Origin of the sequence: Thiocapsa sp. UBA6158, assembly GCF_002423035.1 — a bacterium.
GTDB lineage: Bacteria > Pseudomonadota > Gammaproteobacteria > Chromatiales > Chromatiaceae > Thiocapsa.
In genome coordinates this window covers 14,484-40,069 of the sequence record NZ_DIUM01000034.1, presented here as the reverse complement: position 1 = coordinate 40,069, position 25,586 = coordinate 14,484, and the positions used below count along the sequence as shown (strand labels likewise).

Genomic DNA, 25,586 nt, shown 5'->3' with positions numbered 1-25,586 from the left:
AGTTTATTGATCCGGCAAGCGTTCACGAATGGCGATGAGCTCGTCGAGCTTGTCGAACAGGATATCGACCAGGGTCGGGTCGAAGTGGCGGCCTCGCTCCTCGGTGAACAGTGCCTGGATTTTCTCCAGCGGCCAGGCATCCTTGTAGCAACGGGGGCTGCCGAGTGCGTCGAAGATGTCCGCTACGGCGGTGATGCGACCATAGATGTGAATGTCATCGCCGGCCAGCCCCCTGGGATAGCCCGCGCCGTCCCAGCGCTCATGGTGCTCGTGGGCGATGATCGCCGCGGCCTGCAGAATGCGCCGCTTGGAGTTGCGCAGCATCTGGTAACCGATCTCGGCATGCGTGCGCATGATCACCTGCTCCTCCGGGGTATGCCGGCCAGGCTTGTTGAGGATGGCGTCCGGGATGGCGATCTTGCCGAGGTCATGCAGCGGCGAGGCGAGTCGCAGCACCTCGGCCTCCTCCGCGCTCATGCCGATCGATAGGCCGAGCAGCCGTGAGATCTCCGCCACCCGCTTGACATGGTAGCCGGTCTCGCGAGAACGCCGCTCCACCGCCTCTCCCAGCATGTAGACGATCTCCGACTGGGTCTCCTCGATGTCTTTGTGCAGATGCACGTTCTCGAAGGCGATCGAGACATTGCGGGTGAACATGTTCACCAGGGACTGCTCAAGGGCATCCATGCGCTCGACGCCGTCGACGAGCAGCAGGTTGTGGTGACCGATCCGGTCCTCGAAGTAGCCGACAAATACCCCGTCGGCGAACACATTCCTCCGTGTCTCCTGCGCCTGCTTCAAGAGCGCGAGGTGGTCATCGTCGAGCAGGTTGTCGATCGGTTTGCCTTGGACCGCGCGATAGTCACCGGTGCCGGCAATCGCCTGCCAGACCCCGGTATCCAACTGCGCGGCCAGTCCGTTGAGCTCGCTCTTGCCCGCGAGGTAGAGTACTCCGGGGTCCGCGCCGAGCAGGGCGGCGAGCTGCTCGAGCACACAGCCGGCGAAGCGGTCCAGCGCGGAGAGCTGGAAGATGTCGGCCGAGGACTCGATTACCCGCACCAGCCCCTGCTTGCTGCGCTCGATGGTCTCGATGTCGCGGTAGGCGCGCAGACAGGAATAAACCAGTGTGAAGAGTTTGCTGGCGGTGAGCTCGGTCTTTTCCTTGTAGTCGTTGATGTCGTAGTCGACGATCACCCGGCGCTCGGGGGCCTGGCCGGGCTGACCGGTGCGCAGCACGATCCGGACCCTCTGGTTGCGGGCCACTTCGCGGACGTAACGTGCGACATCCAAACCGGCGTGATCGGACTCCATCACCACGTCGAGCAACATCATGACGGTATCCGGGTGCTGGAGGATGGCCTCGCGGGCATCGGCACCCGAATAGCAGTGGATGAAGCTCAGATCCCGGTCATGGAAGCGAATGCCGTTGAGCGCCAGGGTGGTCACCTCATGCATCGCGGGCTCGTCGTCCACGATCATGATCTTCCATGGGGGGCTGGTGTGTGCCTTGGGTGCCGGCGGGTCGTCTTCCTCGGCGAACAGGAGGTTCAGGTCGTCATTGTCGTTGTTCATGACTGCATGTTCTCGGCGCTTGGCGACGCCGTGCCCTGCAGGGGGCGCGCCGGGAAGTCGAGCCAGAAGCGGGCGCCGTTGCCGGGGCTACTCTCGCAGCGGATGGAGCCCTGCAGGGCCTGGGTCGCCAGGTTGAAGACGATGTGCATGCCGAGGCCGCTGCCGCCGGCGTTGCGCTTGGTGGTGAAGAAGGGGTCGAACATCCGGCGGAGGGTTTGCCCGTCCATGCCCCTGCCATCGTCGCTGTAGTCGAGCTCGACCCGGTCGCCGTTGAGCGCGGCCGCGATGCGGATCTGCCCGGGGGTCTCCGGATCGAACGCATGGAGCAGCGAGTTCATCACCAGGTTGGTGATGATCTGCGCCAGGGCGCCGGCCTGCATGGTCACTCGAAGTTTGGGCGGGATCTCGGTGATGACCCGGATTGGCCGTTTCTTCAGATTGGGCCGCAGACTGGTGAGGATCTCCTCCAGATACTCGGCCAGGTCCAGCTCGCGGATCTCCTCGCCGGACTGATCGACCGCCACCTGCTTGAAGCCACGGATCAGCTCGGAGGCGCGGAACAGGTTGGCCTCCAGGATCCCGGTGGATTGGCGGGCGACGCGCAGGAAGTCCTCGAGATCGCTGCGACGCATGCCGCCCTCGCGGTATCTGACCTCGAAGGCCTCGGCGGTCTCGCGCAGATGGCTGGCCGCGGTCACACCGATGCCGATCGGGGTGTTCACCTCATGCGCGACGCCAGCCACCAGGTGGCCAAGTGCAGCCATCCTCTCGGCCTGCAGCAGCGAGTCCTGTGCCGCTGCAAGGGCGGCCTCGGCCTCCCGGCGCGCAGTGATGTCGCGGCCGACCCCGATGTAGAGCGTCTGGCCGTCGATCTGGCTGGCGTTCAGCGTCAACTCGAGCGGAAACAGGCTGCCGTCGCGCCGCTGGGCCAGGATCTCGCGTTCCTTGCCCATGACCCTTGGATCACTGGTTTTCTGGAATTGCTGCACATGCTGTTGGTGCACAGCCGCCGTGTCACTCGGCATGAGGCGGGTGACCGGGGTGCCGATCATCTCCTCCACGCGCCAACCGAAGATGCGCTCGGCCGCAGAGTTGAATTCGTGCACCATTCCGGCGCCGTCGATCGCGATCACCGCATCGGCGGCGGTGTCCAGAATGGCGCGGAGCTGGCCCTGACTCACGGCCAGCTCCCGCTCGGCGGTCCGCCGCTCCTCGACCTCGGCCCGCAGCTCCGCGGTCCGCTGCTCCACCCGCGATTCCAGCTCCTTGTTCAGCTCGCGCAGGCTATCCTTGGCGGCCTCCGCGGCATCTGCGACGCGGTCGAAGGCCTGGCCGATCACGCCGATCTCGTCACTGCCGCGCAGTCGTGCGCGGCTGGCCACGGCGCCGGCCAGATATTGGTCGGCGGCGTTGACGATCTGCGTGACCCTGCGCGTAATCGCGAAGTGCAGGGCGAGGCTGAGCAGCAGGATGGTGCCGGCGATCCCCAGCGCGCTCTGCAGGGTGGCCTGACGGATGTTGGCCTGCACCGCCTGCAGGCGCTCGCTGTAGTCGAAGACGATCACCAGGACGCCCTGCGGGGCGTGCAGATGCTCGGCGTCCCTCTGGGGCAGAACGATCGGAAAGATCCCGAGTGCACGGGCCGCCTCGCCCTCGGCCAAGACCTCCCCGCTGTGGCTCTGACGGATCCGGGCGATATCGCGTGGGCTGACCAGGTCGAGCTGACTCAGTGACAAGCCGCGCAGGCTGCGGTTACTGGCCGCCAGCACCTTGTTCGCGGCGTCGAGCACCAGCGCATCGACCACCAGCGGCTGGAAGTAGAGCTCCGAGAGGATCTGCTGGACGCTGACGAGATCGTCGGCCCGCCGCAGCTCGCGGTTCACCGCCCCCTGGGTCTGCAGCGCGCTGTAGCGCAGGGTCTGGAGCGCGCTCTTCTGCTCCGCGGCGGTCAGCCGAGAGGACAGCGAGAGGTACTCGACCAGGATCGCACCGAGTGCCAGCAGGGTCGCCACCGCGGGCGCGAGCAGTCGGATGCTGACCCAGCCCGGCACGGTCAGGACTCGGGGATGAGGCGGCCGTCGAACAGGCCGTCCACGTCGACCTCGCTCCCGAGCAGTCCCTTGTCGGCGAGCAGGGCGCTGATCTGGCGGGCTGCGGTACTTAGCTCGGGCTCCGGGCCGTCGAGCATGGCGCGGTTGGCGGCGGCGTCGGGCAGACGCAGGCCGTCGAAGGCGGCCAGCGCCTCCGCGGGGGCCAGGTCCAGGCGCTCGGCCATGAGCAGGCCGGCACGCTCGGGCTCGGTGCGGATCAGCTCGACCGCCGCCAGCCAGCCCGTGACCAGCGCCCGCAGTGTCTTGGCGTGCGTCTCCAGTGTGCTGCGACGGGTGACCAGCACGTCGACGATCTCGTTCGGCATCTCGGCGCTCGAGAAGATCTGCCGGGCGCCGGTCTCGAGCAACTTGGCGCGGAACGGCTCGAAGGTGACGACCGCGTCGGCCCGGCCGGCGGTGTAGACCTCGACCGACTCGTCCACCGTGATGGACAGGATCTCGACGCGGGCTGGGTCCACACCCCCAATCTCCAAGGCGCGGGCCAGCACATAGGCGCCGAGCGCGGTATTCTCGACCGCGACGCGCCGGCCACTCAGTGCGCTGACCGATTCAAGCTCCGGGCGGGCGAGGATGGCATCCGCGCCATCGGAGATATTGGTGACCAGGATCACCACCACGTCTATGCCGTCCTGCGCCAGTTGCAGCAGCTCATCGATCGTCAGGGCAGCGACGTCGATCGCGTCGGCGCGGAAGGCGCGCAGCACCTCGGTGGCGGAGGTGAACTGGCGCATGCGCAGCGGCGCCTCCCCGAACAGACCTTCCGAGGCGGCGATATGGCCCGGCTCATAACCCGGCCACACATTGGTACCGATATCCAGTAACTGGGTGGATTGCTGACCGCAGCCGACCAGCAGCAAGAGCAATGCCACGAGAGCCCAGCCGCCCTTTTGAAAATTGCGATTCATCTCGCTAATTTCCTTATATTTATTTGACGATCGGCTTAGGTCATGAGTGTCACTGATCAGTGTCTCTGAATTCAGAGCGGCCACCGACAACGACGTGTCGAAATCGCAACGCATCAGAAACGCGCGTCGGCCCGTCTTTCACCGACGAATTGACCGGCATCCGCGCATCCGACGTTGGAACGATGCGGTCGCTGTCGCCATGATGGGCCGAGGCTAACACGACCGTTCTCGATCTCTAAACCGCGGTTGTCAGCGCTTGCCGCCGAACAGCCGTCCGAAGAGTCCCGATGCAGGTGCCTTCGCCGGCGTTTGCTCGGCCAGCGACTGCGCGGTGTCGGCCGCGGCCTTCGCGTCCTCCGCCTCGGCGGTCTGCCAGGCGGTGCTGAGCGTCTCCCAACGCGGGTCGCTGCTGTCCAGGCTCCAGGCCCGGATGTGCTTGTCGACGCTGCCGGAGTAGAGCCACTTGCCGTCCGGGCTGAAGGCGACGCAGTAGACGTCCTTTTCGTGTCCGGTCAGGCGCGACATCTCCGCGCCGGTGACGGCGTCCCACAGCACGATCGTCTTGTCCGCGCTGCCCGAGGCGATGGTCTTGCCGTCCGGGCTGAAGACGGCACTCCACGCCGGGTAGGTGTGCTCCTCCATCTCCATGATGAGTCCGCCCTTCTCGAGGTCCCACAGACCGATCGAGCCGTCGACGTTGCTCAGCAGGAGCCGGGTTCCGTCCGGGCTGAACTGGGTGCTGTTGATGCCGTTGTTGATGACGTCGAGGCGCAGCAGCTCCTCCCCGGAGGCGACATCCCAGACCGCCATGGTGCAGTCGCGGCTGCCCGAGACCAGACGTGTGCCGTCGATCGAGAAGACCACGCCCTGCACGTATTGCGGATGTCCCTCGATGGTGCGCACCAGGGTGCCGTCGGCGGATGTCCAGATGCAGATGGTGCCGTCTTCGCTTCCGGAGGCCAGCAGCTCGCCGCCGGGCTGGAAGTCGACGCTGTAGACCAGGCTGCTGTGCCCGCTTTGGCTCCAGAGTGCAGCACCTGTGGCGACGTCCCAGAGTCGCACGGTGGTGTCTGTACCGCCCGAGGCGACCCAGTGGCCGGCGGGGTGGAAGCGCACGGTGTAGACGCGCCCGTCGTGACCCTGCATCGCATGCTCGACACGCCCGGCGGCGAGGTCCCAGATCTTGACCAGGCTGTCCCAGCTCGCGGTGGCCAGGCGCTGTCCGTCGGGGCTCAGAGCGAGCCCGTAGATGGTGTCGGTTGCGGCCGTGCGCGGCACGGAACGCCAGTGTGGGGTAGGCATCGCGGTCTCCTTTTGACTGATGCGAATGGATTCTAAGGCTGGGGCGACGTCGGCTCAGGATTCGATCATCTGGTCGAGGCGATGGCCGGGGCGCACCATGGGGATGACGTTCTCGGCCTTGTCGACCCAGACATCGACCAGGACCGGGCCGGGCTCGGCCAGCGCTTGAGCAATGCCCTCGCGCAGATCCTTCGGATGCTTGATGCGCTGGGTTTTGAGGCGCGGATAGACATATTTGAGGCCGGTCAGGTTCGGGATCTGACGCCGACAGGTCTGGTCCAGGTCCATGCAGTCCGGGTCGCAGCTCGCGTCGCGGGCGAGACAGGTCTCGTAATGATGGCCCTCGTCCATCATGTCTTCCCACTGGCGGACCATCCCGAGAAAGCTGTTGTTCAGGACGAAGATCTTGAGCGGGATCCGGTTGGCGACCAGGGTGCCGAGCTCCTGGATGTTCATTTGAAAACTGCCGTCGCCGTCGATCAGGACGAGCGGGTGGACCGGGTCGGCGAACCAGGCGCCGATGGCCGCGGGCAGACCGAAGCCCATGGTCCCGAGCCCGCCCGAGCTGATCCACTGGCGCGGCCGGCGGAAGCGATAATACTGCGCCGACCACATCTGATGCTGGCCGACACCCGTGACCAGGGTCGCGTCGCCCGCGGTCAGCTCGGAGATGATCTCCACGACGGCCTGTGGCTTGATGTATTCGGACCGGCCGTAGGGCTTGGGCATCTGCTCGCGCCATTGCGCGATTTGGGCCAGCCAGTCGTGATGGTCGGCGGCCTGACCGGTGCTCAAGGCGTGTTCGAAGAAGTCCCCGAGCTCCGCGACCAGGTGCAGATCGGTCGCGATGGTCTTGTCGATCTCCGAGGGGTCGATGTCGACATGGGCGATGCGCTTGCCCGTGGCAAAACCTTTCACGGCGACCCGGTCGTCGAACCGCCCGCCGAGCGAGAGGATCAGGTCTGCATCGCGCAGGGCATAGTTGGCCGGGATGGTGCCGTGCATGCCCGGCATGCCGAGATTGTGCGGCAGCTCGAAGGGCAGGGCACCGAGCGCGTTGAAGGTGGTGGTGACCGGCACGGCGAAGCGTTCGGCGAAGGCCCGCAGAGCCGCTGCCGCGTTGGCATGGATGACCCCGCCGCCGGCCTTCACGACCGGGCGCTCGGCGGCGGCCAGTGCGGCGAGGATGGCGTCGGCCTTGACCGTGTCGAAGGCGATCGGCTCGCGATGACGGATCCGGGGCGGGTTCTGCCCGCTCGGATCTCGGCTCGTTTGGGCCAGTTGCACGTCCTTGCAGATGTCGACCACGACCGGGCCGGGACGTCCGCGGGTCGCCAGCGCATAGGCCTCGCGCAGCACCCACTCCAGATCGCGCACGTCTTTGATCAGATAGTTGTGCTTGGAGATCGGCCGCGTTAAGCCGACCGTGTCGACCTCCTGGAAGGCATCGGTGCCGATCGCCGCACTCGGCACCTGGCCGGTGATGAAGAGCGTCGGGATCGAGTCCTTGTAGGCGTCCGCGATCGGTGTGGCCAGATTGGTCGCGCCCGGTCCGGAGGTGGCGATCGCAACCCCGACCCGCCCGCTCGTGCGGGCATAACCTTCCGCGGCATGACCCGCACCGCCCTCCTGGCGACAGAGGATAAACTTGGGTGCCGGATCGCGGCGACGCATCCGCCGATTCAACTCGACATGCAACGGAATCACGGCCCCGCCCGTATGGCCGAACAGATACTCGACACCGATGTCGGTCAGGACATCGAAGAAGATGGCGGCTCCGGATCGGGGGGCATGGCTCATGAGGCGAATGACCAAGGATCGACGTCTAAGAAGCCGGTCATCATACCCTCACATGGCGCGGAGAGCAGGATGGATCGCCAACCGGACGCGGCTTTCGGTTATCCTCCCAGCCTGGTCGGTCCCCGTGCGCCTCGATGGTGGCGGGGCATCAAGAATCGCGATTGAGGACGTTGTCGATGCAAGCGATCGTTGGGCGGCTTGAAGGACTGTTTAAGAGATTGGGGCGGGTGAATTACGAACGGCTCTTCGTCGTCTCGGTCGTGGTGGCGACGCTGATGGGGTCGCTCTATGTGTACCTCGTCGACTTCTATTTCGCGGGCTCGCCGGACCAGGCTGTTGCGGCCGATCCTCTGGTCGCGGACCGGATCGCGCCGGTCGGGCGGGTGACCCTCGCCGAGCCTGTTGTTGCCGCGCCCGCTGCCGAGACCGCGTTCGCTTCGACTGAAGCGCCGGCTGGCGAGTCGACACCGGTCGAGTCCTCCGCCGATGGCGGCATCGCCGAAGCGTCTGCGTCCGATGCGGGGTCGACCGATGTGGCTGCGGCGTCGGATGCGTCGACCGAGCTGCCGCCCGACCTCTCTACGGATCAGGCCGAAGCCCGGGCCGCCGTCTCCGCGGATCCGATCGAGACACTGCCCGGATCGAGCGAGGCGGTCGGGGCGGTTGCAGCGCCGTCCGAGTCGTCGATGCCGTCCGAGGAGCTTCGGACGACCGGCCCCGCCGTGACCGCCGAGACACCGCCCCCCGCGCCGCCGGTTGCGCCGGGCTACATGCCGATGCCCGTGCAAGGTTACGCCCCGGTGTATCCGCACCATCAGGCGCCTCCCACGGTGTATCGGCAGTTCCCCGGCGCACCGTCCCGGTACGCTCCCGGCCCCTATCAAGCCTATCCGGTGCCCGGGTACGAACGCCCCGCGGCGCCGGCGAACGGCTATCCGCCGCCGCAGGGTTGGGCGCGCTAGCGTGCGAGCTGCCCGGCGCGACGCGCGGCGAGCGCGACGAACAGATAGGCCCAGCCGTTGAAGATCAGCTCGATGGCGACAAAAAGGCCGATGACCCACATGCCGGACATCGGCCACTTTGCGATGATCATGGCGCCGAGCGCGATCGAGATCAGGCCCGACAGCACCAGCCAGCCCCAGCCGCTCTGTCCCCGATGTTGTAGGGCCATGATGGCACGCGACACGCCGACGGCGATGAGTACTCCGGCCAGCGCCAACGTGAGGGTTTCGGAGGCAAGACCCGGATCGACGACGATCAGCAATCCGCCCGCGATGTAGAGCAGGGCGATCAAGATGTGCCAGAGTGCACCCTTCCAACCTTGGCATTTGAAGGCATCGACGAGCTGAAGGGTTCCGCCGACGATCAGCAGTGCCCCGAAGAACACGACGCTGACGAGCGTGAGGCCGAACGTCATCCCCATGCCGACCGTGCCGAGGATGATGGAGAGGATACCGAATGCGAGAAGCCATCCCCAATTGCGGCTCAGATCGCCGAACAGGGGGTGCTGCGAGACGGGCATATTCTGGTCGTTCGCCATGCGTGATCTCCTAATAATGGCACTTGGTCCGGTAGGCTGTGTCGAAGCCGGTGAAGGGCTCGGATCGCGGTAACGGCGGGTCCGGAGCCGCCGCGAGAGCATACGCCGGTCCGCCCTGTCGGCCTATTCCGATTTCAGTGACGCCTGTTCGATCCGGACGTTGCAGCCAGCTCGATTCTCAAGTGCAAAGGAGGTTCTACCCACATGGTTTCACACTACAACCTCATCATCGTTCCGGTGGATGGTTCGGAGGGTGCCGGTCGCGCTGCCGTGTTCGCCGCCGATCTGGCGCGTGCCACGGACTCCCCGATTCAGCTGCTGCACGTGTTCTCCCCGACCAGCAACGAGCTCTTGGGCATGGCGCATCGCCCGCGCACGGAGATCGACGCGATCAGTCATGAAGCGGCCAACATCGCCTTCGGCAAGGCACGGGAGGCGATCGGCAATGCGGACGATCTGACGATCGAAGAGAAGAGCGTCTGGGGCGAGCCGCGCGAGAAGATCGTCGCCGCCGCGGAGGCCACCGACGCCTTGATCGTGATGGGCCGCAGGGGTCTCGGTAAGGTACAGAAGCTGATCATCGGCAGTGTGTCGGATGCGGTGATCCGCACGGCGCATCGGCCGGTCACGGTGGTGAGCTGAACCGCCGGCCGCCGGCCGCCGGCTCTCGGCGCCCAGCCACCGGCTTCGATTCGGCTGATCTGGCGGCAGGAGGCAGGCGGCTCAAACCCGGCCGCTGTCGCTCGCAGAGGGCGTACCGCGGGATCGCCGCGAGCGCCGTGCCTTCCGGGATATCCTGCGCGCACACGCTCGACACCTCGCCGTCGGACAGGATCACACGGCGTGCGATCTCGTCAAGGTGCGCAGATTGTACGGCGTCGCGAAGACGACCAGGCCATGCGCTTGGAAGCGCCGGAGCTCGTCGTCCTCGACGAGATCGTCCAGCTCCTCGATCAGGTCGTTGATGCGCCGTTTGTTTGCTCCTGTCGCCTCCAACTGACTCAGCGCCTCCTTGGTCAGATTCTTGAGCAGGATGCGATCCGCATCCGTTTCGGTGCTGATCGGCGTGGTGGCAGGATGATGGACACCGCGATGTCGTGGCGCCGGGTCGCCGGGTCGGCGAGCTCGTCGGTCGTCGGAAGATCGAGATGGAGCATGCGTGGTCTCTCCGGTCGTGATGGCCTGCATCGGCTGTTACGCCGGTCCAGGAGAGTGAGGGACGAACGATAGAAGGATCGGAGGATCCGGCAAGCCGCCCGGTCAGGGCTGGTCGACCAGGTGTTCGGGACGCGGCAGCTCGACATGCGTTGCGGGCTCGGCACCGGAGAGACGGTTTAGCGCAAAATCCCGCATCGCCGCCGCGCCGGAGAGATTGTAGACCTCAGAGAATCCGTGCTGCGCCAGGATGCGCACGGCGGCATAGGCGCGCTGCCCGCCGCGGCAGGAGACCACCGTGGGCAGGGCGGGGTCGAGTTCGCCGAGACGGTCGCGCAGATCGTCGAGCCGGATGTGTTTGGCGTGGGGTGCGTCGCACAGGGGTAACTCTTCGAGCTCCGCCGCCTCCCGGACATCCACGACCTGGAAGGCGGAGAGATCCGCGTCCGGCTGGATCAGCGGTGCGAGCCCGTCGAGATCGTTCTGTGCGACGAAGGCGGCCATGTGCAGCGGATCCTTGGCCGAGCCGAAGGGCGGTGCGTAGGCGAGATCCAGCGCCCCGAGATCCTCGATCGTGCCCTTGAAGTGAATCAGGGTCGCGACGACGTCGAGCCGCTTGTCCACACCCGCGGCGCCGACGACCTGCGCGCCGAGCACGCGTCCCGTGCCCGTCTCGTAGACCAGCTTGATGCCGATCGGCGCCGCCCCGGGATAGTAGCTCGCGTGGTGGTAGGAAACGATGTGGACCGCGCGCGCATCGAATCCGGCCCTCCGTGCCGCGTGCAGCGACAGACCCGCGATCCCCGCGGCGTAGCCGAAGACGCGCACGACCGAGGTGCTCCAGGCCGCCGGAGCCGGGCGGGAGGTCCCCGTTGCGGCATGCTCGCCGGCCAGCCGACCGGTGCGATTGGCGATGCCGGCCAGCGGGACACGCATGCGCTCCCCGGTCGGACCGAAGGCGTATTCGGCGGCATCCCCGACCGCATAGATGTCCGGATCCGAGGTGCGCATGTAGGCGTCGGTAGCGATGCCGCCGCTGGACCCGATGGTCAGGCCGGCATCCACCGCGAGTGCCACGTTCGGGCGCACGCCGACACTCATCAGCACCAGGTCCGCGGCCAGGCGTGTCCCGTCGGCGAGGGTCACGCCGGTCACGGCCCCGTCGGCCTCCTCGATCGCGGCGACACCGCGGCCGAGCTCGAGTCGCACCCCGTGGCGCTCGCTCTCGCGGTGGAGCGGCTCGGCGATCTCAGGATCGAAGAAGGGCATGACCTGGTTCTGCAGCTCCACGACCGTGACCTTCAGACCCCGATGGACGAACTGCTCCGCGACCTCCAGACCGATGTAGCCCGCACCGACCACGACGGCCTCTTTCGCGTGTTCCATCCCGGCGATGATCCGGTCCATGTCCCCGAGGTTGCGCAGGCTGAAGACACCTCGTGCCGTCGCACCCGGGATCGGCGGCACGATCGGTGCGGCACCGGGCGAGAGGATGAGTTTGTCGTAGCCCTCCCCGTACTGTTCGCCGGTGTCGAGATTCTTCACCAGCACCCGCTTGGTCTCTCGGTGGATGGCGATCACCTCGTGGCGGATGCGTGCGTCGATCAGAAACCGATCGCGAAACAGCTCCGGCGTCGCGACCAGGAGTTGTGCGCGATCGGCGATCTCGCCGCCGATGAAATAGGGTAGACCGCAGTTGGCGAAGGACACGTAGGGGTCGCGCTCGAACATGACGATTCGGGCACGCTCGTTGACTCGACGGGCCCGCGCGGCTGCCGATGCGCCGCCCGCCACACCGCCGACGATTAGGATTCTCGGGGAGTCGTGCGCCTGTGTCCTGGTTGTCACCGCTGGGTTCTCCTGTCGTGGTTCATGCAAAAAGTCTATTTATTCAAGATGAAATCATGTCGATGTCGACGGATGGATCTTACCGGAAACACGGATCGAGCGCCGGTCGCTCGCAAGCGATGGTTTGTTTCGGCCGCAGGGCAGTCCGGGCGCCCCCGGGGACACCATGACCTTGTCGGTCGTCCGCTCGGTCGCTACCATCGGCGCGGCAACCGAACAGAACCGAGCGGCGTCGAGGAGCGAGTATGAGAGTAGTGATCATCGGCGGTGTTGCCGCGGGCATGAGCGCGGCAAGTCAAGCCAGACGGACCCGTCCGGACGCCGAGATCCTGGTTCTGGAGAAGACACAGGACGTCTCCTACGGCGCCTGCGGACTGCCCTACAAGCTTCCCCCGGACACGGACATGGACGACCTGCTCGTCATCTCCGCGCAGCGTTTTCGCGAGGAGCGCAAGATCGACGTGCGTCTCGGTCATGAGGTGCGCAAGATCGACCCGAGCCGGCGCGAGGTCGGCGGTCGCAACACCGAGGGCGATTTCGTGCTCGGCTACGACAAGCTGATCATCTGCACGGGTGCGCGGGTCTGGGCGCCGCCGATCAAGGGGCTCGAGACCCTCCGGGGGCAGGGCGCCTATCCGCTCAAGACAATCGAGGACGGACGGACCATCAAGGCGGCCATGGCGGCGCATCCGCCCAAGCGTGTGGTGGTCATCGGCGCCGGCTATATCGGGCTGGAAGCAACCGAGAACTTCCGGGAGATGGGCGCCGAGGTGACCGTGGTGGAGGCCCTGCCCGAGGTCCTGCCCTGGCTGCCCGAGACCCTGCGGGCGCGCGTTCTCGAGGAGGCCAAGGCGCACGGGGTCGAGATGCTGCTGGACACGCGGGTCGAGGCGATCGAGCGAAGCGGCTCGGGCATCGCGGTCGAGACCTCCGAGGCCACACTCGAGGCCGATCTGGTGCTGGTCGCGACCGGCGTTCGACCCGAGTCCGAGCTGGCATCGGCGGCTGGGCTGGCGCTCGGGGCTGCCGGGTCGATCGCGGTGGACGACTATCTGTGCACCTCCGACGAGCACATCTATGCGGCCGGGGACTGCGCCGACGCGCTCCATGCCATCACCGGGGAGTCGGTTTGGTTTCCGCTCGCGCTGCGTGCCAATCGTGCCGGCAAGCTCGCCGGCGACAACGTCTTCGGCCTGAAGCGCCCGGCGCCGCCTGTGCTCGGCACGGCCGTGTTCAAGTTCTTCGGGCTCGAGGTCGCACGCACCGGGCTGTCGAGCGAGGAGGCCGACGCGGCCGGATTCGACACGGCAACCGCCGAGATCGTCGGCGCGACACGTGCCGGCTACTATCCGGGCGGCGGCAAGCTCTCGGTCTGGCTGATCGGCGATCGCAAGACGCGCAAGCTGCTCGGCTGCTGCATGGTCGGCCCCGAGGCGGCCGCGCACAAGATCGACACCGCCGCGGCGGCGATCCACGCCGGCATGACCGCCGAGCAGATCTACGACATGGACCTGGCTTACGCGCCGCCGTTCGGTCCCTCTTGGTCGCCCTTGCTGATTGCCGCGTCGCAGTTGAGCAAGGCGCTCGACTGAGGAGGCGACCGGCGGCGCCAGCGTCGGCCGGCTCCGTGACCGCCCGCGTCGGCGCGGTTCCGGAACCCAACCTCCGCCAGCTGATTCAAGTCCAAGGGGCCCGCCGTCATGAACACCGCTACGCACACCAATTTCCAGCGTCTGATCTTCTCCGTCGAAACGATTCCGCCGGCGCCGACCGCGCTCGCCCATCCCTGCAACGCCGCGGCGCTGGGCGGGGCCGTCGATGCCGCGAAGGCGGGCATCATCACGCCGATTCTGGTCGGGCCACGCAAGAAGATCCTCGCCGCCGCGTCGGATGCGGGGATCGACCTCTCGCCCTACGAGATCGTGGATGCCGAGCACAGCCACGCCTCCGCCGAGAAGGCCGTTGCCCTGGTGCGCGAGGGTCGTGCCGAGATGCTGATGAAAGGTTCGCTCAGTACGGACGAGCTGCTCGGCCCGGTGGTGAAGCGCGATACCGGACTGCGCACCGCGCGGCGTCTGAGTCATTGCTTCGTCATGGACGTGCCGGGTCATACGAACGTCCTCTTCATCACGGACGCGGCGATCAACATCTTCCCGACCCTGGAGGAGAAGGTCGATATCCTTCAGAACGCGATCGATCTCGCGCGCGCACTTGGCATCGAGACCCCCAAGGTCGCCATCCTGTCCGCGATGGAGAAGGTCAACCCCAAGCTCCAGTCGACCGTGGAGGCCGCCGCCCTCTGTAAGATGGCCGACCGCGGTCAGATCACCGGCGGGATCCTCGACGGACCGCTCGCGCTCGACAACGCCATCAGCCCGGAGGCGGCACGGATCAAAGGGATTGGAGGGCGCGTTGCGGGGCACGCCGACATCCTGGTCGTGCCCGATCTGGAAGCCGGCAATCTGCTCGCCAAAAGCCTCGCCTTTCTGATGAACGCAGACTCCGCCGGCATCGTCCTTGGCGCGCGCGTACCGATCACGCTCACCAGTCGCGCCGACTCGGTCCAGAGCCGCCTCGCGTCTTGTGCCGTCGCGGCGTTGGTGGCCCACCGGCGCAAGGAGACCGCAGCGATCGAGGGGAGGATTTAGATTGGGATGATCCAGCTTCTTGAGCAGGGCGAAGGAGACGAGCCAGACTCGGTATTGATCCGGCTTCATCGGCAGGAGACTAGGCCTGTCTACACCCCTGATCGCGGCGAGCTGCAACGCCTGGAGGATGCCTTCGTCCTGGACGAAATCGGGACTGGCGATCCAGAGCCTGTGTCGGGACATTGAAAAAAGCCCTTGCGCGGATGGCCATTACGCGTAAGGCCGAATCTCGGCCGCGATGCGTCGGCGATCGTGCACCCGATCACCCGGATGGGTGACGACGATCTCGCCCGGCTCAAGCCCCATGGTGATCTGGGTCCAAAGACCGCTGCGCCGTCCGACCTCGACCAATCGCAGGCGCGCCCGACCCTGATCGGCAACGAAGACCGCCCAGCGGTCACGGTGCCGAAAGAGCGCACTGGTCGGGATCTGGACCACGTCCTCGCCTTTCCAGAGGATAAAGCGTGCCTCCACCCGATAGCCGTCGCCGAGATAACGCCATCGAGCGCGCGGCGTGACGATCTCGACCCAAACCGATACCCGTTGCTCTTCCACGCCCAGGGCAGAGATCTTCTCGAAGCCGGCAGGCTCGACGAGCCGAACCCGACCCTCGAGCGCATCCTCGCCGCCCCAGCGTTCCAGGATCACCCGCATCCCGGGCCGCACACGCACGGCGTCGACCGACAGCAGGTCGACCTTGACCTCCAGTGCATCCAGATCGCCGATCTCCAGCACCGCCTCGCCGGACTGCGCCGGCCCTTCGCAGCAGCGATGACGTTGAGTCACGACCCCGTCGATCGGGGAGCGGACACCCAGGACCGGGTAGTCGCCCGGCGAGCGCTTGCCGTCGGCGATCTCCACGAGTGCGCGGGCCGATTCGAGCTCGAAACGGGCGACCTCCACCGAATGCCGCGCGGCGCGTGCGGAGGCGTCGGCAGCGTCGCGCTGAGCGAGCCGTCGGCCCCGCTCCTCGGACGAGACGAGTTGGCGCCGGTGCAGTGTCTCGCTGCGGTCGTATTCGGTGCGTGCCAGCTCGTATTCGGTCTGTCGGGCCGAGAGGTTTGCCTCCGCCTCCTCCAAGTGAGCTTGTGCTGCGGCGAGCGCTTCGCGCGCCTGGCCGCGCGAGCGCGCGTCGAGTGCCGGCGCCGGCAAGGGCTCCAGCTCGAACAGCACCTGATCGGCGGCGACCTTGTCACCGGGCTCGAGCCTCACGCGGCGCAGATAGCCGCTGATCGGCGCGGAGACGCTATAGACATCGCGCAGGCGTGTGCGACCCTCGTCCTCGATCGACTCGACGAAGACGTCCTGGCGAACCCGGGTCGCGCTGACCGGCACGGGAGACGGCATCAGGGCGAGCGCCAGCAAGCCCAAGATGGTGAGGCCGATGAATCCGGTGATCAGCTTCTTACTCAGAGACATGGAGATCTCGTTGCACGATGTTCAATCGGCCCGGCTCGGACTAAATTTGTCCGATCGACTGGCAGACCGGTCGCGTCGATTGGACCCTTGATCCTCTTCACTCCGGCAGTCCACCACACTGATATGCACGCCGAGCTGATGACCGCTTCTTAAAGATGTTACACCGGAAGGCGGGATCGTCGAGTTGGTGGTTTGGCGTTTGCCGCGGCCCGTGCCGCCATCCTTACAAGTATCGTCTGGTGTTCGTCGTGAAGGGGCAGCGCATCGTCGGTTTCGACAACGAGCGCGGCAAGGGTGATCACTCTCACCTTGCGGGAATCGAGCGGCCTTCTAGCTTCACCGACGTGGATCAATTGATCACGGATTTCATCGTGGAGGTCGAACGACGGCGAAATGCACGCTAACGATCACGGTTTCACCGGATTGGCGCTCCGCTCTGCGCGCAGCGCTGAGCGATGCTGCAAGCGCTGCTGGGTGCCGGATCACTCGGCGAGCCAGAGCTGGCGAGGCTAACCGGCAGCGACTTCGAACGCCTCCGCGAAGACATGCCCAAGCTGGCTGAGTCGGGTCTAGTGGAGCAGACCCGCGACCCTAAGGTCCTTTGTCCATTCGCCGCCATACATCTCGATGTGCGTCTGCAGGCGCCGGCAGATGCGGCTTAGGTGCATTCCGCAAGGCGTTGCACCAAGCCGTGCGAGGCACATCCAACCGTCGTCGCAAGCTGTGCTGCCCATCGTCGGCACAACCTACAAGCCAAACCCGGCTAAGCCATTGAACCGAATTCCTCATCCTAAATCGCGTCACCGCCGGCGTCTTGAGCCGCGCGGAGGTCGACGACATCACGAACCGATATCGGTCGCTCCGGACGCGGTTCAGCCCTACTCGATACTCTTCAACGCCGCAATCATATCCAGCCGCCCCAGCAGTCGTACAATTGCGAGCACCGACAGCACCGTGGCCAGCAGCACACCGGCGGCGGAGAAGGCATAGGTCTGCGGGCTGATGATGAAAGGCACCCGGAACATGTCCATCGCCATGGCCGTGCTGAGCAGCGCGGCGAACCCGGTGCCCATCAGCCAGCCCAGCGGGATGGCCAAAAGGGCCAGAGCGGTGATCTCGCCGATGAGGATCCAGCCCACCTCCGCGCGGCTGAAGCCGAGGACCCGGAGCGTGGCCAGCTCGCGTGAGCGCTCCGAGAAGGCGATACGGGCGTTGTTGTAGACCACGGCGAAGGTGATGGAGCCGGCCATCAACAGCAGGATGCCCATCGTCACCAGCACGGTGTCGTCGATGTAGTCGCGGAATTGGCGCTCCGCATCCGCAATCAGGCCGATGCCGGCGACGCGCGGCACCTCCCAAAGACGCGCGAAGAGCCGGTCGTGCTGCGCGGCGTCGGTCATCAGCCAGGCACCGGAGAGTGCGGGGCCTTCGCCCATCAGTCGGTTCAGGGCACGCCGCTCCATGTAGGCGCTCACGCCGATCGGCTCGTCGACGGTGCCGGCCAGCGCGACCCGAAGGGTCCGGCGATGCCCTTCCATGATCTCGACCTCGAGCGCATCGCCGGGTGCGAGCCCGAGGTCTTCCGCCAGGAAGCGGGTCATCAGGAGGCCCTCGGGCGGCAGGCGGATCGGGCGGTGGTCGGCGTCGAGCAAACCGCGCAGACGCGGCTGCGGCTCCAGGCCTTGAATGCTGGTGCGGTAGTCTCGGGTCCCGTTGATCAGGCGCACGGGTACGCTGCGGTAGCCCTCCGCATAGGCCACGCCGGGCAGGGTGCGCAGCTCCGCCAGCGAGCGCTCGGGTGTGGGGTCGGTGAAGCTGAGATGGACATCCATGTTCATCACCAGCCGGTATTGGATGTCGAGCAGGTGGTCGACCGCACCGAACTGATAGCTCCCGAGCAGCAGGAGTCCGCCGGACAGCCCGATTCCGATCATCGAGAGCAGGGCCTTGGTGCGATGGCGCAGGAGGTTGCGCAGGATGATCCGGCTCGGCTGATCCAGTCGCCGACCGAGCGCGGAGCTTTCCAGCCAGGAGGCATGAAAACGCCGGGGCGCGGGCGGGCGCATCGCCTCCGCGGGCGGCATCGCGACCGCACGACCCACGGCGCGAACCGTGCCCAACGCCGCTGCACACGCGGAGACCAGCAGCGCCAGAGCAACGAACCGAGGCTCAAGGCGGAAGCTCGTCTCCGGGAAACGGTAGTATTCGGCGTAGACGCCTGCCATCCCGTCGGCCGCCCAAGCGCCGAGGGCGATCCCGAGCACCGACCCCACGACCACGATGAGTCCGGTCAGCAGCCCGTAGTGCGCGGCGAAGTCCCGGTTGCCGTAGCCGAATGCCTTGAGGATCGCGATCTGCCCGCGTTGGGTCTGGATGATCCGCCCCATCAGCAGATTCAACAGGAAGGCCGCGACGGAGAGGAAGATGGCGGGCAGCACGATGGCCATCACGCGCAGCTGGTCGAGTTCCTCGGACAGGAAGCGATGCGACACCTGCTCCTCGCGACCCATGGCGCCGATGCCGCCGTAGCGGGCCAGATGCAGGTCCAGCGCCTCGATGACGGTCGCCTCGTCGGCCCCGGCCTGGAGCGACAACAGGACGCTGTTGAAGGCCCCGTCCATGTCCATGGCGTGGGCCAGCGCTCGGCGGTTTATCCAAAGGACCGCAAAGCGTTTGTAGTCCGGCAAGATGTCCGCCGGTCCCACCTGATAGACGAACTCGGGCGACAGGGCCACACCGCTGACGGTGAGGGTTTGGAGACGGCCGTTGATGATCGCCTTCAACCGATCGCCTGCCCGCAGACCCTGTGCCTCGGCGAAGGGCTCGCTCAGCACCACCTGGTCCGATCGGTCCGGCTCGGGCAGTGTGCCCTCGCGCAGATACAGACGATTCAGCCCCGGCTGACGGCCGTCCGGGATCGAGAGCAACAGACCGCGGACCGGCTCGTCGAAACCCGCAACCTCCAGGCGCACCGGTGCCTGAACCCGCGTCTCGACCTGGTTGACCCCTGGGATCTCGCGCAGACGCGCCGCCAGACCCTCCGGGGCGCGCTTGAGGGTTGCGAAGACATGGGCGAAATGATGGCCGTCGTAGAACCGGGCCTGCGACAGGCGCAGTGCGTCGAGCGTGGTCACGGACAGGATGAGCACCATCACACCCGCGGCGATCACCACCGCGATGGCGGCGACCTGTCCCTTCATGTCGAAGAGATCGCGCAGGAGCTTGGTGTGCAGTGCTCGCATCGGTCGACCTCGGCGACGCGATCGGGAACCCGATCCGCTCAGAACGCGTCCGCTTCGACCTCCAGATAGGCGAGCGAGACGTGCTTGCCCAATTCCTCTTCGAAGCCCGGCCAGTCCTTGAAGCGGGCAAGCTGCTCGGCGATGATCGGACGCATCTCGAAGTCGCTGCCGCCGCTCTCGTACAAGGCCGCGACCCCGTCATAGACCCCTGTCAGATAGGCGCGGTAGTCATCGACGATCTCCCAGCCGCCGGTTTGGCCGTGTCCCGGAATCAGCACACTCGCCGTCACCGTGGCTTTGACCCCATCCAACGCATTGATGCTGCCGATGAAGGATCCGTCGTCCATGCGCACGATGCGCCCGTTGCAGGCGTTGTCGCCCAGGAACAGAGCGTCCAGCTCCGGGATCTCGAACATCAGGTCCGAGGTGCTGTGCACGTGCGGGAAATAGTGGGTCTTGACAGTAAGCCCTCCGATCGAAAGGGTCTCGCCACCTTCGAGCGCATGTGTCGGACCCTTGGCGAGCGTTCCTTCGGTGGCGCCTTCGGTGGCGCTCAGCATGCGTTGGACCCACTCCTCGCCGGCCCCTTCGGCGACCAGCTTCAGCATCTCGGGATGCCCGTAGATCGGCACCTGCGGGGCTGCGGCCAGCATCGCCTGATTGCCCAGCCAATGGTCCCCGTGGATATGCGTGTTCAGCACCGCCAGCAAGGGTTTGTCGGTCACCTTGCGGATCTGGCGCAGGACCATCTCCCCGGTTTGCACACTTGAGCCCGGATCCACGACGATCACGCCTGACTTCGTGACCAAGAAGGCCGGGTTGTTCATGAACCCCTGGTTCTCGGGGGTGGGATAGTCCACCGGTCCGTGGATCACATAGAGACCGGGGGCGACCTGCTCCGCCGGGAAGTCCGGCAGGTCCGGGCCGCGATCCGCCAGGGCGGGGAAGGCGAGGGCGAGCATCAGGCAGGAGAGCAGGGCGATCGGCCACGAGGGCCCGTGCGGGATTCGATCAAGCGGCATGGGTAAGCATCCTCACGTTGAACCAAAATGGCTTTATACCGCAGCGGCGGTCCGGGAGCATTGCGAGACCGGCGTGATTCAGACCTCGGGTAAGGCAGGCAGCGAGTGCAACACTGTCGCGCGTTGCGAGAACCGTCCTCCCGGCTTAAGGTTCCTCCTCGCGCCTGAATGTACCGATCGGAGCTCGCGGTTCCGCCCGCCGACCAGCCGCTAGAAACTGGACCAGCCGAGATACTCTCCGACCCATGCCTGAAGAGACCGCACCGCGGAGCGATCCTCCCAAGTGTCGTAGGGATCGGAAACCTGCCAATCCGGCTCGTTGCACCAGCGTTGCTCGAACCAGGTCAGGGCTGCGTTTAGGAATGGATCATCCGCCGGACCCACGAAAAGGACATTCGTCTCCAGGTTGAAGTCGTCCAGATTCCGTCGGGTGAAATTCGACGACCCGGTGATGAGCGCGGCTTGGCCATCGGCGCGCTCCAGCACAAGCTGCTTGGCGTGACATTGCTCCCCGGTGGTCTGACACCAGCGCACCGGGATTCCGGCGTCGTGGAAACGTCGCCCGGTCTGGCGATTGGGGATTCCGCTCTTCTCTCGGCCGAAGGCATCGCGATTGGGGTCGAGCAGGATTCGGACATCGACGCCTCGACCCGCGGCGTCCTCGACGGCCCGGATCAGCCCCTCGTGAGAGAAATAGAACATGGCGATATCGAGCCGATCTCCGCGTGTCGCGCTCTGGATCGTGTCGAGTGCCGCCTCTCGGATTCGGCTTTCGGTGATGATCCGCGCCTGTAATCGACTCTGTGCGGACGCGCCCTGATCGGCCGGGATCTCGAAGGGTACCTGCCCGGCGGAAAAGCGGATCACGGCGGCTTCGCTGTCCAGGAGATCCAGTGCCGCTTGGCCGCGAAAGACCACAGCCGTATTCACATGGGCGCTGCTCGCGTCATGTGGATTGGCCGACGTCACCAGAGCCACCCAGTCATCGCCGTCATCGGCCACGAGTGTCTTGCGGTGATTGGCCTTGAGGTTGAGCAAGGCCAGATAGGTCCGCAGCGTGACGGTCTCTTCGCCCACCGGATTGGGCAGCCAGCCACGGGTACCGTTGCCGAGCCAGGTGCAGCAAAGTCGCCATGCCGCCGACCAGATGGGGTTGGGATCGCGCAGTCGGCCGAGATCGGTATAGATCAGGTGCGCACCCGCCGCCTCGAGCGCGTCCAGATGCGGCGCCGCGACGCCTCCGTAGAGGCTGTTGAAGGGATCAGTGATGATGACCGTCACGAGCCCCGGCCGGTCGCGCATGCGTTGCAGCAGGTTCTCGGTGAGCTCCCGAGACAGAGGCCGATGGGTTTCCGTGATCGTTTCCTGCATGGCATTGAACAGAAACATATCCAGCACCAGCAGCCTGTTTGCGCCCTGGATCAGCTCGAAGACGCGATCGAAGATGACCTGTCGCGTGTGCCGTTCGCCCTCGGCATCCACCCAGGTGTGATCGGCGAGAAACTCCACGCCATGCACCGGGCGCAGTGGTGCAGAAATGCTGATCCCGGGCGGAAGGGGCTTGTACGCATGGTAAAGGCCGGTCCCCAGAACAAGGACAAGCAGCATGAGCAAGATGCGTTTCATGACCGGATCTCGGTTGAAGGTCTCGGGTTGGCGTAGCCGATGGTACTTTGGCATGGGGCCGAGCCCGCCCGAGGGTCAGGCCGCGTAATCCAATCCGACCGAGATACGCCCTGCCGACATCCTCAGCCGTGCCGATCGCCGGTCGAAAAACCCACCACATCTCCCCATCTCTTCGAAGGGCGAGCATCTCGACCGAGCGCCGACGCATCGCCCTTGAGAACAGGCGCATCCACCAGACGAGGATCACCATGAGCCAGACACTCGAAGAGGTCTTGAACGCCAACGCCGCCTATGCGGCGGACTTCGACAAGGGCAACTTGCCGATGCCGCCGGGGCGACATTTCGCCATCCTGACCTGTATGGACGCGCGCCTCGACCCGGCCAAATACGCCGGGCTCGCCGAAGGCGATGCACATGTGATCCGCAACGCCGGCGGCCGAGCCAGCGACGATGCGATCCGCTCGCTGGTCATCTCCTACAAGCTGCTCGGGACCCGAGAGTGGTTCGTCGTCCATCACACCGACTGCGGCATGGAGACCTTCACCGACGAGATGATGCGCGGTCTGCTCGCCAGTAGCCTGAAAACCGCCAGCGTGGATGCCTCCGGCTGGCACGACAGCGGCGAGGGGCCGGGTTCGTCCGAAGGGAATTACGTCGACTGGCTGACCATCAAGGACAACGCACAAAGCGTCGTCGAGGACGTACAGCGGATCCGTCGGCACCCCCTTGTGCCGGGCGACATCCCGATCTACGGCTATATCTACGACGTGCGCACCGGCAAGCTGGTCGAGGTGCCGGAAGCGACTCGCATCGGTGCTGCATCGGCTTGAGCCAAGCCGGGCGAATCTTCTCGTGACGCCGCTCCGGCGGAGTCACGCCTCTTTTGGCGCTCCGCGACCCGAGTCACCCGTTCGAATCACTCGGCAAGCCTTCCACGCCGAGGCCGGCGCCAAAAAAAACCCGCTTACGCGGGCGTGTTCTAAAGTGCCGTCGCAAGCGCAGCGACTCGGTACGAGTCGAAGGCTCCGCGGCGATGGAAGGCGCTACTTGATCTTGCCTTCCTTATACATGACGTGCTGACGGACGACGGGATCGAACTTTTTGATCTCCATCTTGCCCGGCTGATTGCGCTTGTTCTTGGTAGTCGTATAGAAATGACCGGTGCCGGCGCTGGAATTGAGCCGGATCTTATCGCGTGCTGCCTTGGCCATGGTGTGCCCTCCGGTTAGACCTTGTCGCCGCGTGCACGAATCTCGCCGAGCACGATGTCGATACCGCGCTTGTCGATGATGCGCATGCCCTTCGTGGAAACCCGCAGCTTGACCCAGCGCTTCTCGCTCTCGACCCAAAACCGATGATCGTGAAGATTGGGCAGAAAACGCCGCTTCGTTTTGTTGTTCGCGTGCGAGACGTTATTGCCGGTAATCGGGCGCTTACCGGTGACCTGGCATACCTTGGACATGGCGGAATCCCTAGAATTCGGAGGTCGTGCTTCGGGGTAGAAAGAAGCGGAAAGCTAACATGTTTCCGCGAATCGACGCAACGCAAAATTCCTTGTCGTCGTCATCGGCTGATTTGCGTATGCGTTTTTCACCATCGGGAGCCCGTGACAAGTACGCGCGGCACGACTATACTTGAGGGCTCGGGCTGAGTGGCAGAGTGGTCATGCAGCGGCCTGCAAAGCCGTGCACCCCGGTTCGATTCCGGGCTCAGCCTCCATCATCAACCTCCGCGGAAACTCTTCCCGGAATTCTTCCTCGATCGTCTGCTCGGTCAATCGTCTGCTCGGATCGAGTCGCCCCTTGCCGCAGCAAGGATCGAACGGCGCTCCGATACGCGGACTCATCCGAAAGCCTCACGCCGCGCCCGGGTGGCGAAACTGGTAGACGCAAGGGACTTAAAATCCCTCGNNGGTTCGACTCCCGCCCCGGGCACCATCCCTCTTCGGACAGACTCATGTCGGAGCAAGATCCCCTCAAAGAGCTTCACATCGATCGCGCCGACCGTGACGGCGGCGGTCACCGCGGGCGTTGGCTCATTCTCGCGATTCTCCTCGTCGGCGCCCTCGGCGGCGGCACCTATTATAGTGTCTCCGAAGGCCCGATCCCGGTCGATGTCGCGATCGCGCAGGCACCGACGGCGGGTCCGACGGCCGTCCTGGATGCAACCGGCTATGTCATCGCCCGACGCCAAGCAACCGTGTCGAGCAAGATCTCGGGCAAGCTTGCCGAGGTCTTGATCGAGGAAGGTGTCGAGGTCGAAGCGGACCAGCTGCTTGCGCGTCTCGACGATACGGACGCGAAGGCGCAGCTCGAGCTCGCGCGTGCTCGTCTGGCCGCGGCGCAGGCACGGCTCGGCGAGATCCAAGTTCAACTTGAGCAAGCCCGTCGCGGGCTCCAGCGACAGACCGAGCTGCGCTCGCGTCAGTTGGCCTCGGAGGAGGCGCTCGAAACCGCCGCCACGCAGGTCGAGACGCTCTCGGCCCAGCTCGAGGCTCAGCGCAGTCAGGTTCGGGTGTCCGAAGCCGAGGTCGAGGTCGCGCAGGTCGCCTACGACAACACGGTCGTGCGGGCCCCCTTCGCAGGCGTCATCGTCGCGAAGGCGGCCCAGCCCGGCGAGATCGTTTCGCCGATGTCGGCCGGCGGCGGCTTCACGCGTACCGGTATCGGCACCATCGTGGATATGGACTCGCTCGAGATCGAGGTCGACGTCAACGAGGCATTCATCAATCGTGTCAGACCCGATCAACCTGTTCAGGCGGTGCTCGACGCCTATCCGGACTGGACGATCCCGGCATCGGTGATCGCGATCATCCCCACGGCTGACCGCAGCAAGGCGACGGTGCGGGTGCGCATCCGGATCGCTACGAAGGACCCGCGCCTCATCCCGGAGATGGGCGTGCGGGTGTCCTTTCTTCGGGACGACACCCGGGTTTCGGACGGCGCGACCGATGGGGTGATGATCCCGGCGAGCGCGATCCGCGAGCATGGCGACGGCAGTATCGTCTTCGTCCTGGACGGCGATCATGTCCGCGAGCGGCAGGTGATCCCCGACGAGGAGATCGGCGATCGACGCCTCGTCGAGCAGGGCCTGGCTGCGGACGAGCGCGTCGTGCGCGACCCGCCTCTCGCGTTGGCCGACGGCATGCGGGTGTCGCCGAGCGGCGGGGCCGAAACGCCGTGACGCCGAACAGATCGGATTGAATCGCCGGCCCGAACCCATGTCCGACACCATTCCGAGCCCTGAGTCCGGCGGCCCCGAACCCCTGGTCGTGATCCGCGCCGTCAGCAAGGTCTACGAGCGCGGCCGACAACGCATCGAGGTCCTGCATCATGTCGACCTGGATATCCCGGAGGGCGATTTTCTCGCCTTGATGGGGCCGTCCGGATCGGGCAA

General features: G+C 65.7%; 23 protein-coding genes and 2 tRNA genes. 11 read left to right on the top strand and 14 right to left on the bottom strand.

The window, feature by feature from the left end; all coding sequences use genetic code 11:
* Nucleotides 1-3: 3 nt before the first annotated feature.
* From B4N44_RS05660 to ilvB, 5 genes are all read right to left on the bottom strand, one after another.
* Nucleotides 4-1,572, bottom strand: a complete 1,569-nt coding sequence (locus tag B4N44_RS05660) for a DUF3369 domain-containing protein (protein ID WP_296697793.1) — start codon at nucleotides 1,570-1,572, stop codon at nucleotides 4-6.
* Complete coding sequence (locus B4N44_RS05655; protein ID WP_296697790.1) at nucleotides 1,569-3,623, bottom strand: PAS domain S-box protein; 2,055 nt, start codon at nucleotides 3,621-3,623, stop codon at nucleotides 1,569-1,571. Before B4N44_RS05655 ends, B4N44_RS05660 begins: the two co-directional genes overlap by 4 nt.
* 2 nt (nucleotides 3,624-3,625) lie before the next feature.
* Entirely contained in the window at nucleotides 3,626-4,588 is a 963-nt protein-coding gene (locus B4N44_RS05650) for an ABC transporter substrate-binding protein (protein ID WP_296697788.1), read from the bottom strand.
* 249 nt (nucleotides 4,589-4,837) lie between these two features.
* A complete protein-coding gene (locus B4N44_RS05645; protein ID WP_296697785.1) occupies nucleotides 4,838-5,890 on the bottom strand; it encodes a WD40 repeat domain-containing protein in 1,053 nt (350 codons plus the stop codon).
* A 54-nt stretch (nucleotides 5,891-5,944) separates the two neighbouring features.
* Nucleotides 5,945-7,690, bottom strand: coding sequence for a biosynthetic-type acetolactate synthase large subunit (ilvB, locus tag B4N44_RS05640; RefSeq protein ID WP_296697783.1), 1,746 nt, complete (start codon nucleotides 7,688-7,690; stop codon nucleotides 5,945-5,947).
* A gap of 227 nt (nucleotides 7,691-7,917) precedes the next feature.
* Here ilvB and B4N44_RS05635 point away from each other — a divergent pair, with 227 nt between their 5' ends.
* Nucleotides 7,918-8,652, top strand: coding sequence for a hypothetical protein (locus B4N44_RS05635; protein WP_296697780.1), 735 nt, complete (start codon nucleotides 7,918-7,920; stop codon nucleotides 8,650-8,652).
* Here the strand turns inward: B4N44_RS05635 and B4N44_RS05630 are convergent.
* Nucleotides 8,649-9,230, bottom strand: a complete 582-nt coding sequence (locus tag B4N44_RS05630; protein ID WP_296697777.1) for an HdeD family acid-resistance protein — start codon at nucleotides 9,228-9,230, stop codon at nucleotides 8,649-8,651. The two genes, B4N44_RS05635 and B4N44_RS05630, sit on opposite strands and share 4 nt — an antisense overlap.
* Before the next feature lie 204 nt (nucleotides 9,231-9,434).
* Between B4N44_RS05630 and B4N44_RS05625 the strand changes: the two genes are divergently transcribed.
* Nucleotides 9,435-9,872 carry a universal stress protein gene (locus tag B4N44_RS05625; protein ID WP_296697774.1) on the top strand — a complete coding sequence of 146 codons (438 nt, stop codon included), beginning with the start codon at nucleotides 9,435-9,437 and terminating at the stop codon, nucleotides 9,870-9,872.
* 192 nt (nucleotides 9,873-10,064) lie between these two features.
* Here the strand turns inward: B4N44_RS05625 and B4N44_RS05620 are convergent, their stop codons facing one another.
* Both B4N44_RS05620 and B4N44_RS05615 read right to left on the bottom strand, forming a co-directional pair.
* Nucleotides 10,065-10,418 carry a hypothetical protein gene (locus B4N44_RS05620; RefSeq protein WP_296697771.1) on the bottom strand — a complete coding sequence of 118 codons (354 nt, stop codon included), beginning with the start codon at nucleotides 10,416-10,418 and terminating at the stop codon, nucleotides 10,065-10,067.
* A 72-nt stretch (nucleotides 10,419-10,490) separates the two neighbouring features.
* Nucleotides 10,491-12,233 (bottom strand): FAD-dependent oxidoreductase, encoded by a 1,743-nt coding sequence (locus B4N44_RS05615; RefSeq protein WP_296697770.1) that lies wholly within the window; start codon nucleotides 12,231-12,233, stop codon nucleotides 10,491-10,493.
* Between the two features lie 245 nt (nucleotides 12,234-12,478).
* Here B4N44_RS05615 and B4N44_RS05610 point away from each other — a divergent pair, with 245 nt between their 5' ends.
* The 3 genes from B4N44_RS05610 (at nucleotide 12,479) to B4N44_RS05600 (ending at nucleotide 15,067) form a co-directional block, all read left to right on the top strand.
* Nucleotides 12,479-13,825: an FAD-dependent oxidoreductase gene (locus B4N44_RS05610; protein WP_296697766.1), complete on the top strand. Its 1,347-nt coding sequence runs from the start codon at nucleotides 12,479-12,481 to the stop codon at nucleotides 13,823-13,825.
* Between the two features lie 108 nt (nucleotides 13,826-13,933).
* Nucleotides 13,934-14,881, top strand: coding sequence for a phosphate acetyltransferase (locus B4N44_RS05605; RefSeq protein ID WP_296697763.1), 948 nt, complete (start codon nucleotides 13,934-13,936; stop codon nucleotides 14,879-14,881).
* Between the two features lie 6 nt (nucleotides 14,882-14,887).
* Nucleotides 14,888-15,067 carry a hypothetical protein gene (locus B4N44_RS05600; RefSeq protein ID WP_296697761.1) on the top strand — a complete coding sequence of 60 codons (180 nt, stop codon included), beginning with the start codon at nucleotides 14,888-14,890 and terminating at the stop codon, nucleotides 15,065-15,067.
* Nucleotides 15,068-15,091: 24 nt separating this feature from the next.
* Here B4N44_RS05600 and B4N44_RS05595 read toward each other — a convergent pair whose 3' ends face one another.
* Nucleotides 15,092-16,300 carry an efflux RND transporter periplasmic adaptor subunit gene (locus tag B4N44_RS05595; RefSeq protein ID WP_296697758.1) on the bottom strand — a complete coding sequence of 403 codons (1,209 nt, stop codon included), beginning with the start codon at nucleotides 16,298-16,300 and terminating at the stop codon, nucleotides 15,092-15,094.
* Between the two features lie 239 nt (nucleotides 16,301-16,539).
* Here B4N44_RS05595 and B4N44_RS05590 point away from each other — a divergent pair, with 239 nt between their 5' ends.
* Both B4N44_RS05590 and B4N44_RS05585 read left to right on the top strand, forming a co-directional pair.
* Nucleotides 16,540-16,704 carry a hypothetical protein gene (locus B4N44_RS05590; protein WP_296697756.1) on the top strand — a complete coding sequence of 55 codons (165 nt, stop codon included), beginning with the start codon at nucleotides 16,540-16,542 and terminating at the stop codon, nucleotides 16,702-16,704.
* 51 nt (nucleotides 16,705-16,755) lie between these two features.
* Nucleotides 16,756-16,962, top strand: a complete 207-nt coding sequence (locus tag B4N44_RS05585; RefSeq protein WP_296697754.1) for a hypothetical protein — start codon at nucleotides 16,756-16,758, stop codon at nucleotides 16,960-16,962.
* Nucleotides 16,963-17,178: 216 nt separating this feature from the next.
* Here B4N44_RS05585 and B4N44_RS05580 read toward each other — a convergent pair whose 3' ends face one another.
* The 3 genes from B4N44_RS05580 to B4N44_RS05570 all read right to left on the bottom strand — a co-directional run bounded on the left by B4N44_RS05580 (nucleotide 17,179) and on the right by B4N44_RS05570 (nucleotide 22,190).
* Nucleotides 17,179-19,542, bottom strand: a complete 2,364-nt coding sequence (locus B4N44_RS05580; protein ID WP_296697751.1) for an ABC transporter permease — start codon at nucleotides 19,540-19,542, stop codon at nucleotides 17,179-17,181.
* A gap of 38 nt (nucleotides 19,543-19,580) precedes the next feature.
* Entirely contained in the window at nucleotides 19,581-20,564 is a 984-nt protein-coding gene (locus B4N44_RS05575) for an MBL fold metallo-hydrolase (RefSeq protein ID WP_296697749.1), read from the bottom strand.
* A 210-nt stretch (nucleotides 20,565-20,774) separates the two neighbouring features.
* Nucleotides 20,775-22,190 (bottom strand): phospholipase D-like domain-containing protein, encoded by a 1,416-nt coding sequence (locus B4N44_RS05570; protein WP_296697743.1) that lies wholly within the window; start codon nucleotides 22,188-22,190, stop codon nucleotides 20,775-20,777.
* Nucleotides 22,191-22,438: 248 nt separating this feature from the next.
* Here B4N44_RS05570 and B4N44_RS05565 point away from each other — a divergent pair, with 248 nt between their 5' ends.
* Complete coding sequence (locus B4N44_RS05565; protein ID WP_296697739.1) at nucleotides 22,439-23,020, top strand: beta-class carbonic anhydrase; 582 nt, start codon at nucleotides 22,439-22,441, stop codon at nucleotides 23,018-23,020.
* 213 nt (nucleotides 23,021-23,233) lie between these two features.
* On the opposite strand, the gene rpmG is transcribed toward B4N44_RS05565, so the two are convergent.
* Both rpmG and rpmB read right to left on the bottom strand, forming a co-directional pair.
* Nucleotides 23,234-23,401: a 50S ribosomal protein L33 gene (gene rpmG / locus B4N44_RS05560; RefSeq protein WP_093034499.1), complete on the bottom strand. Its 168-nt coding sequence runs from the start codon at nucleotides 23,399-23,401 to the stop codon at nucleotides 23,234-23,236.
* 14 nt (nucleotides 23,402-23,415) lie between these two features.
* Entirely contained in the window at nucleotides 23,416-23,652 is a 237-nt protein-coding gene (gene rpmB / locus B4N44_RS05555) for a 50S ribosomal protein L28 (protein WP_296697736.1), read from the bottom strand.
* A 183-nt stretch (nucleotides 23,653-23,835) separates the two neighbouring features.
* On the opposite strand from rpmB, the gene B4N44_RS05550 reads away from it, so the two are divergent.
* The 3 genes from B4N44_RS05550 to B4N44_RS05540 all read left to right on the top strand — a co-directional run bounded on the left by B4N44_RS05550 (nucleotide 23,836) and on the right by B4N44_RS05540 (nucleotide 25,373).
* Nucleotides 23,836-23,909 (top strand) — tRNA-Cys (locus B4N44_RS05550).
* A 145-nt stretch (nucleotides 23,910-24,054) separates the two neighbouring features.
* A tRNA-Leu gene (locus tag B4N44_RS05545) sits at nucleotides 24,055-24,127 on the top strand.
* 19 nt (nucleotides 24,128-24,146) lie between these two features.
* Nucleotides 24,147-25,373, top strand: coding sequence for an efflux RND transporter periplasmic adaptor subunit (locus B4N44_RS05540; protein WP_296697735.1), 1,227 nt, complete (start codon nucleotides 24,147-24,149; stop codon nucleotides 25,371-25,373).
* Nucleotides 25,374-25,586: the final 213 nt, after the last annotated feature.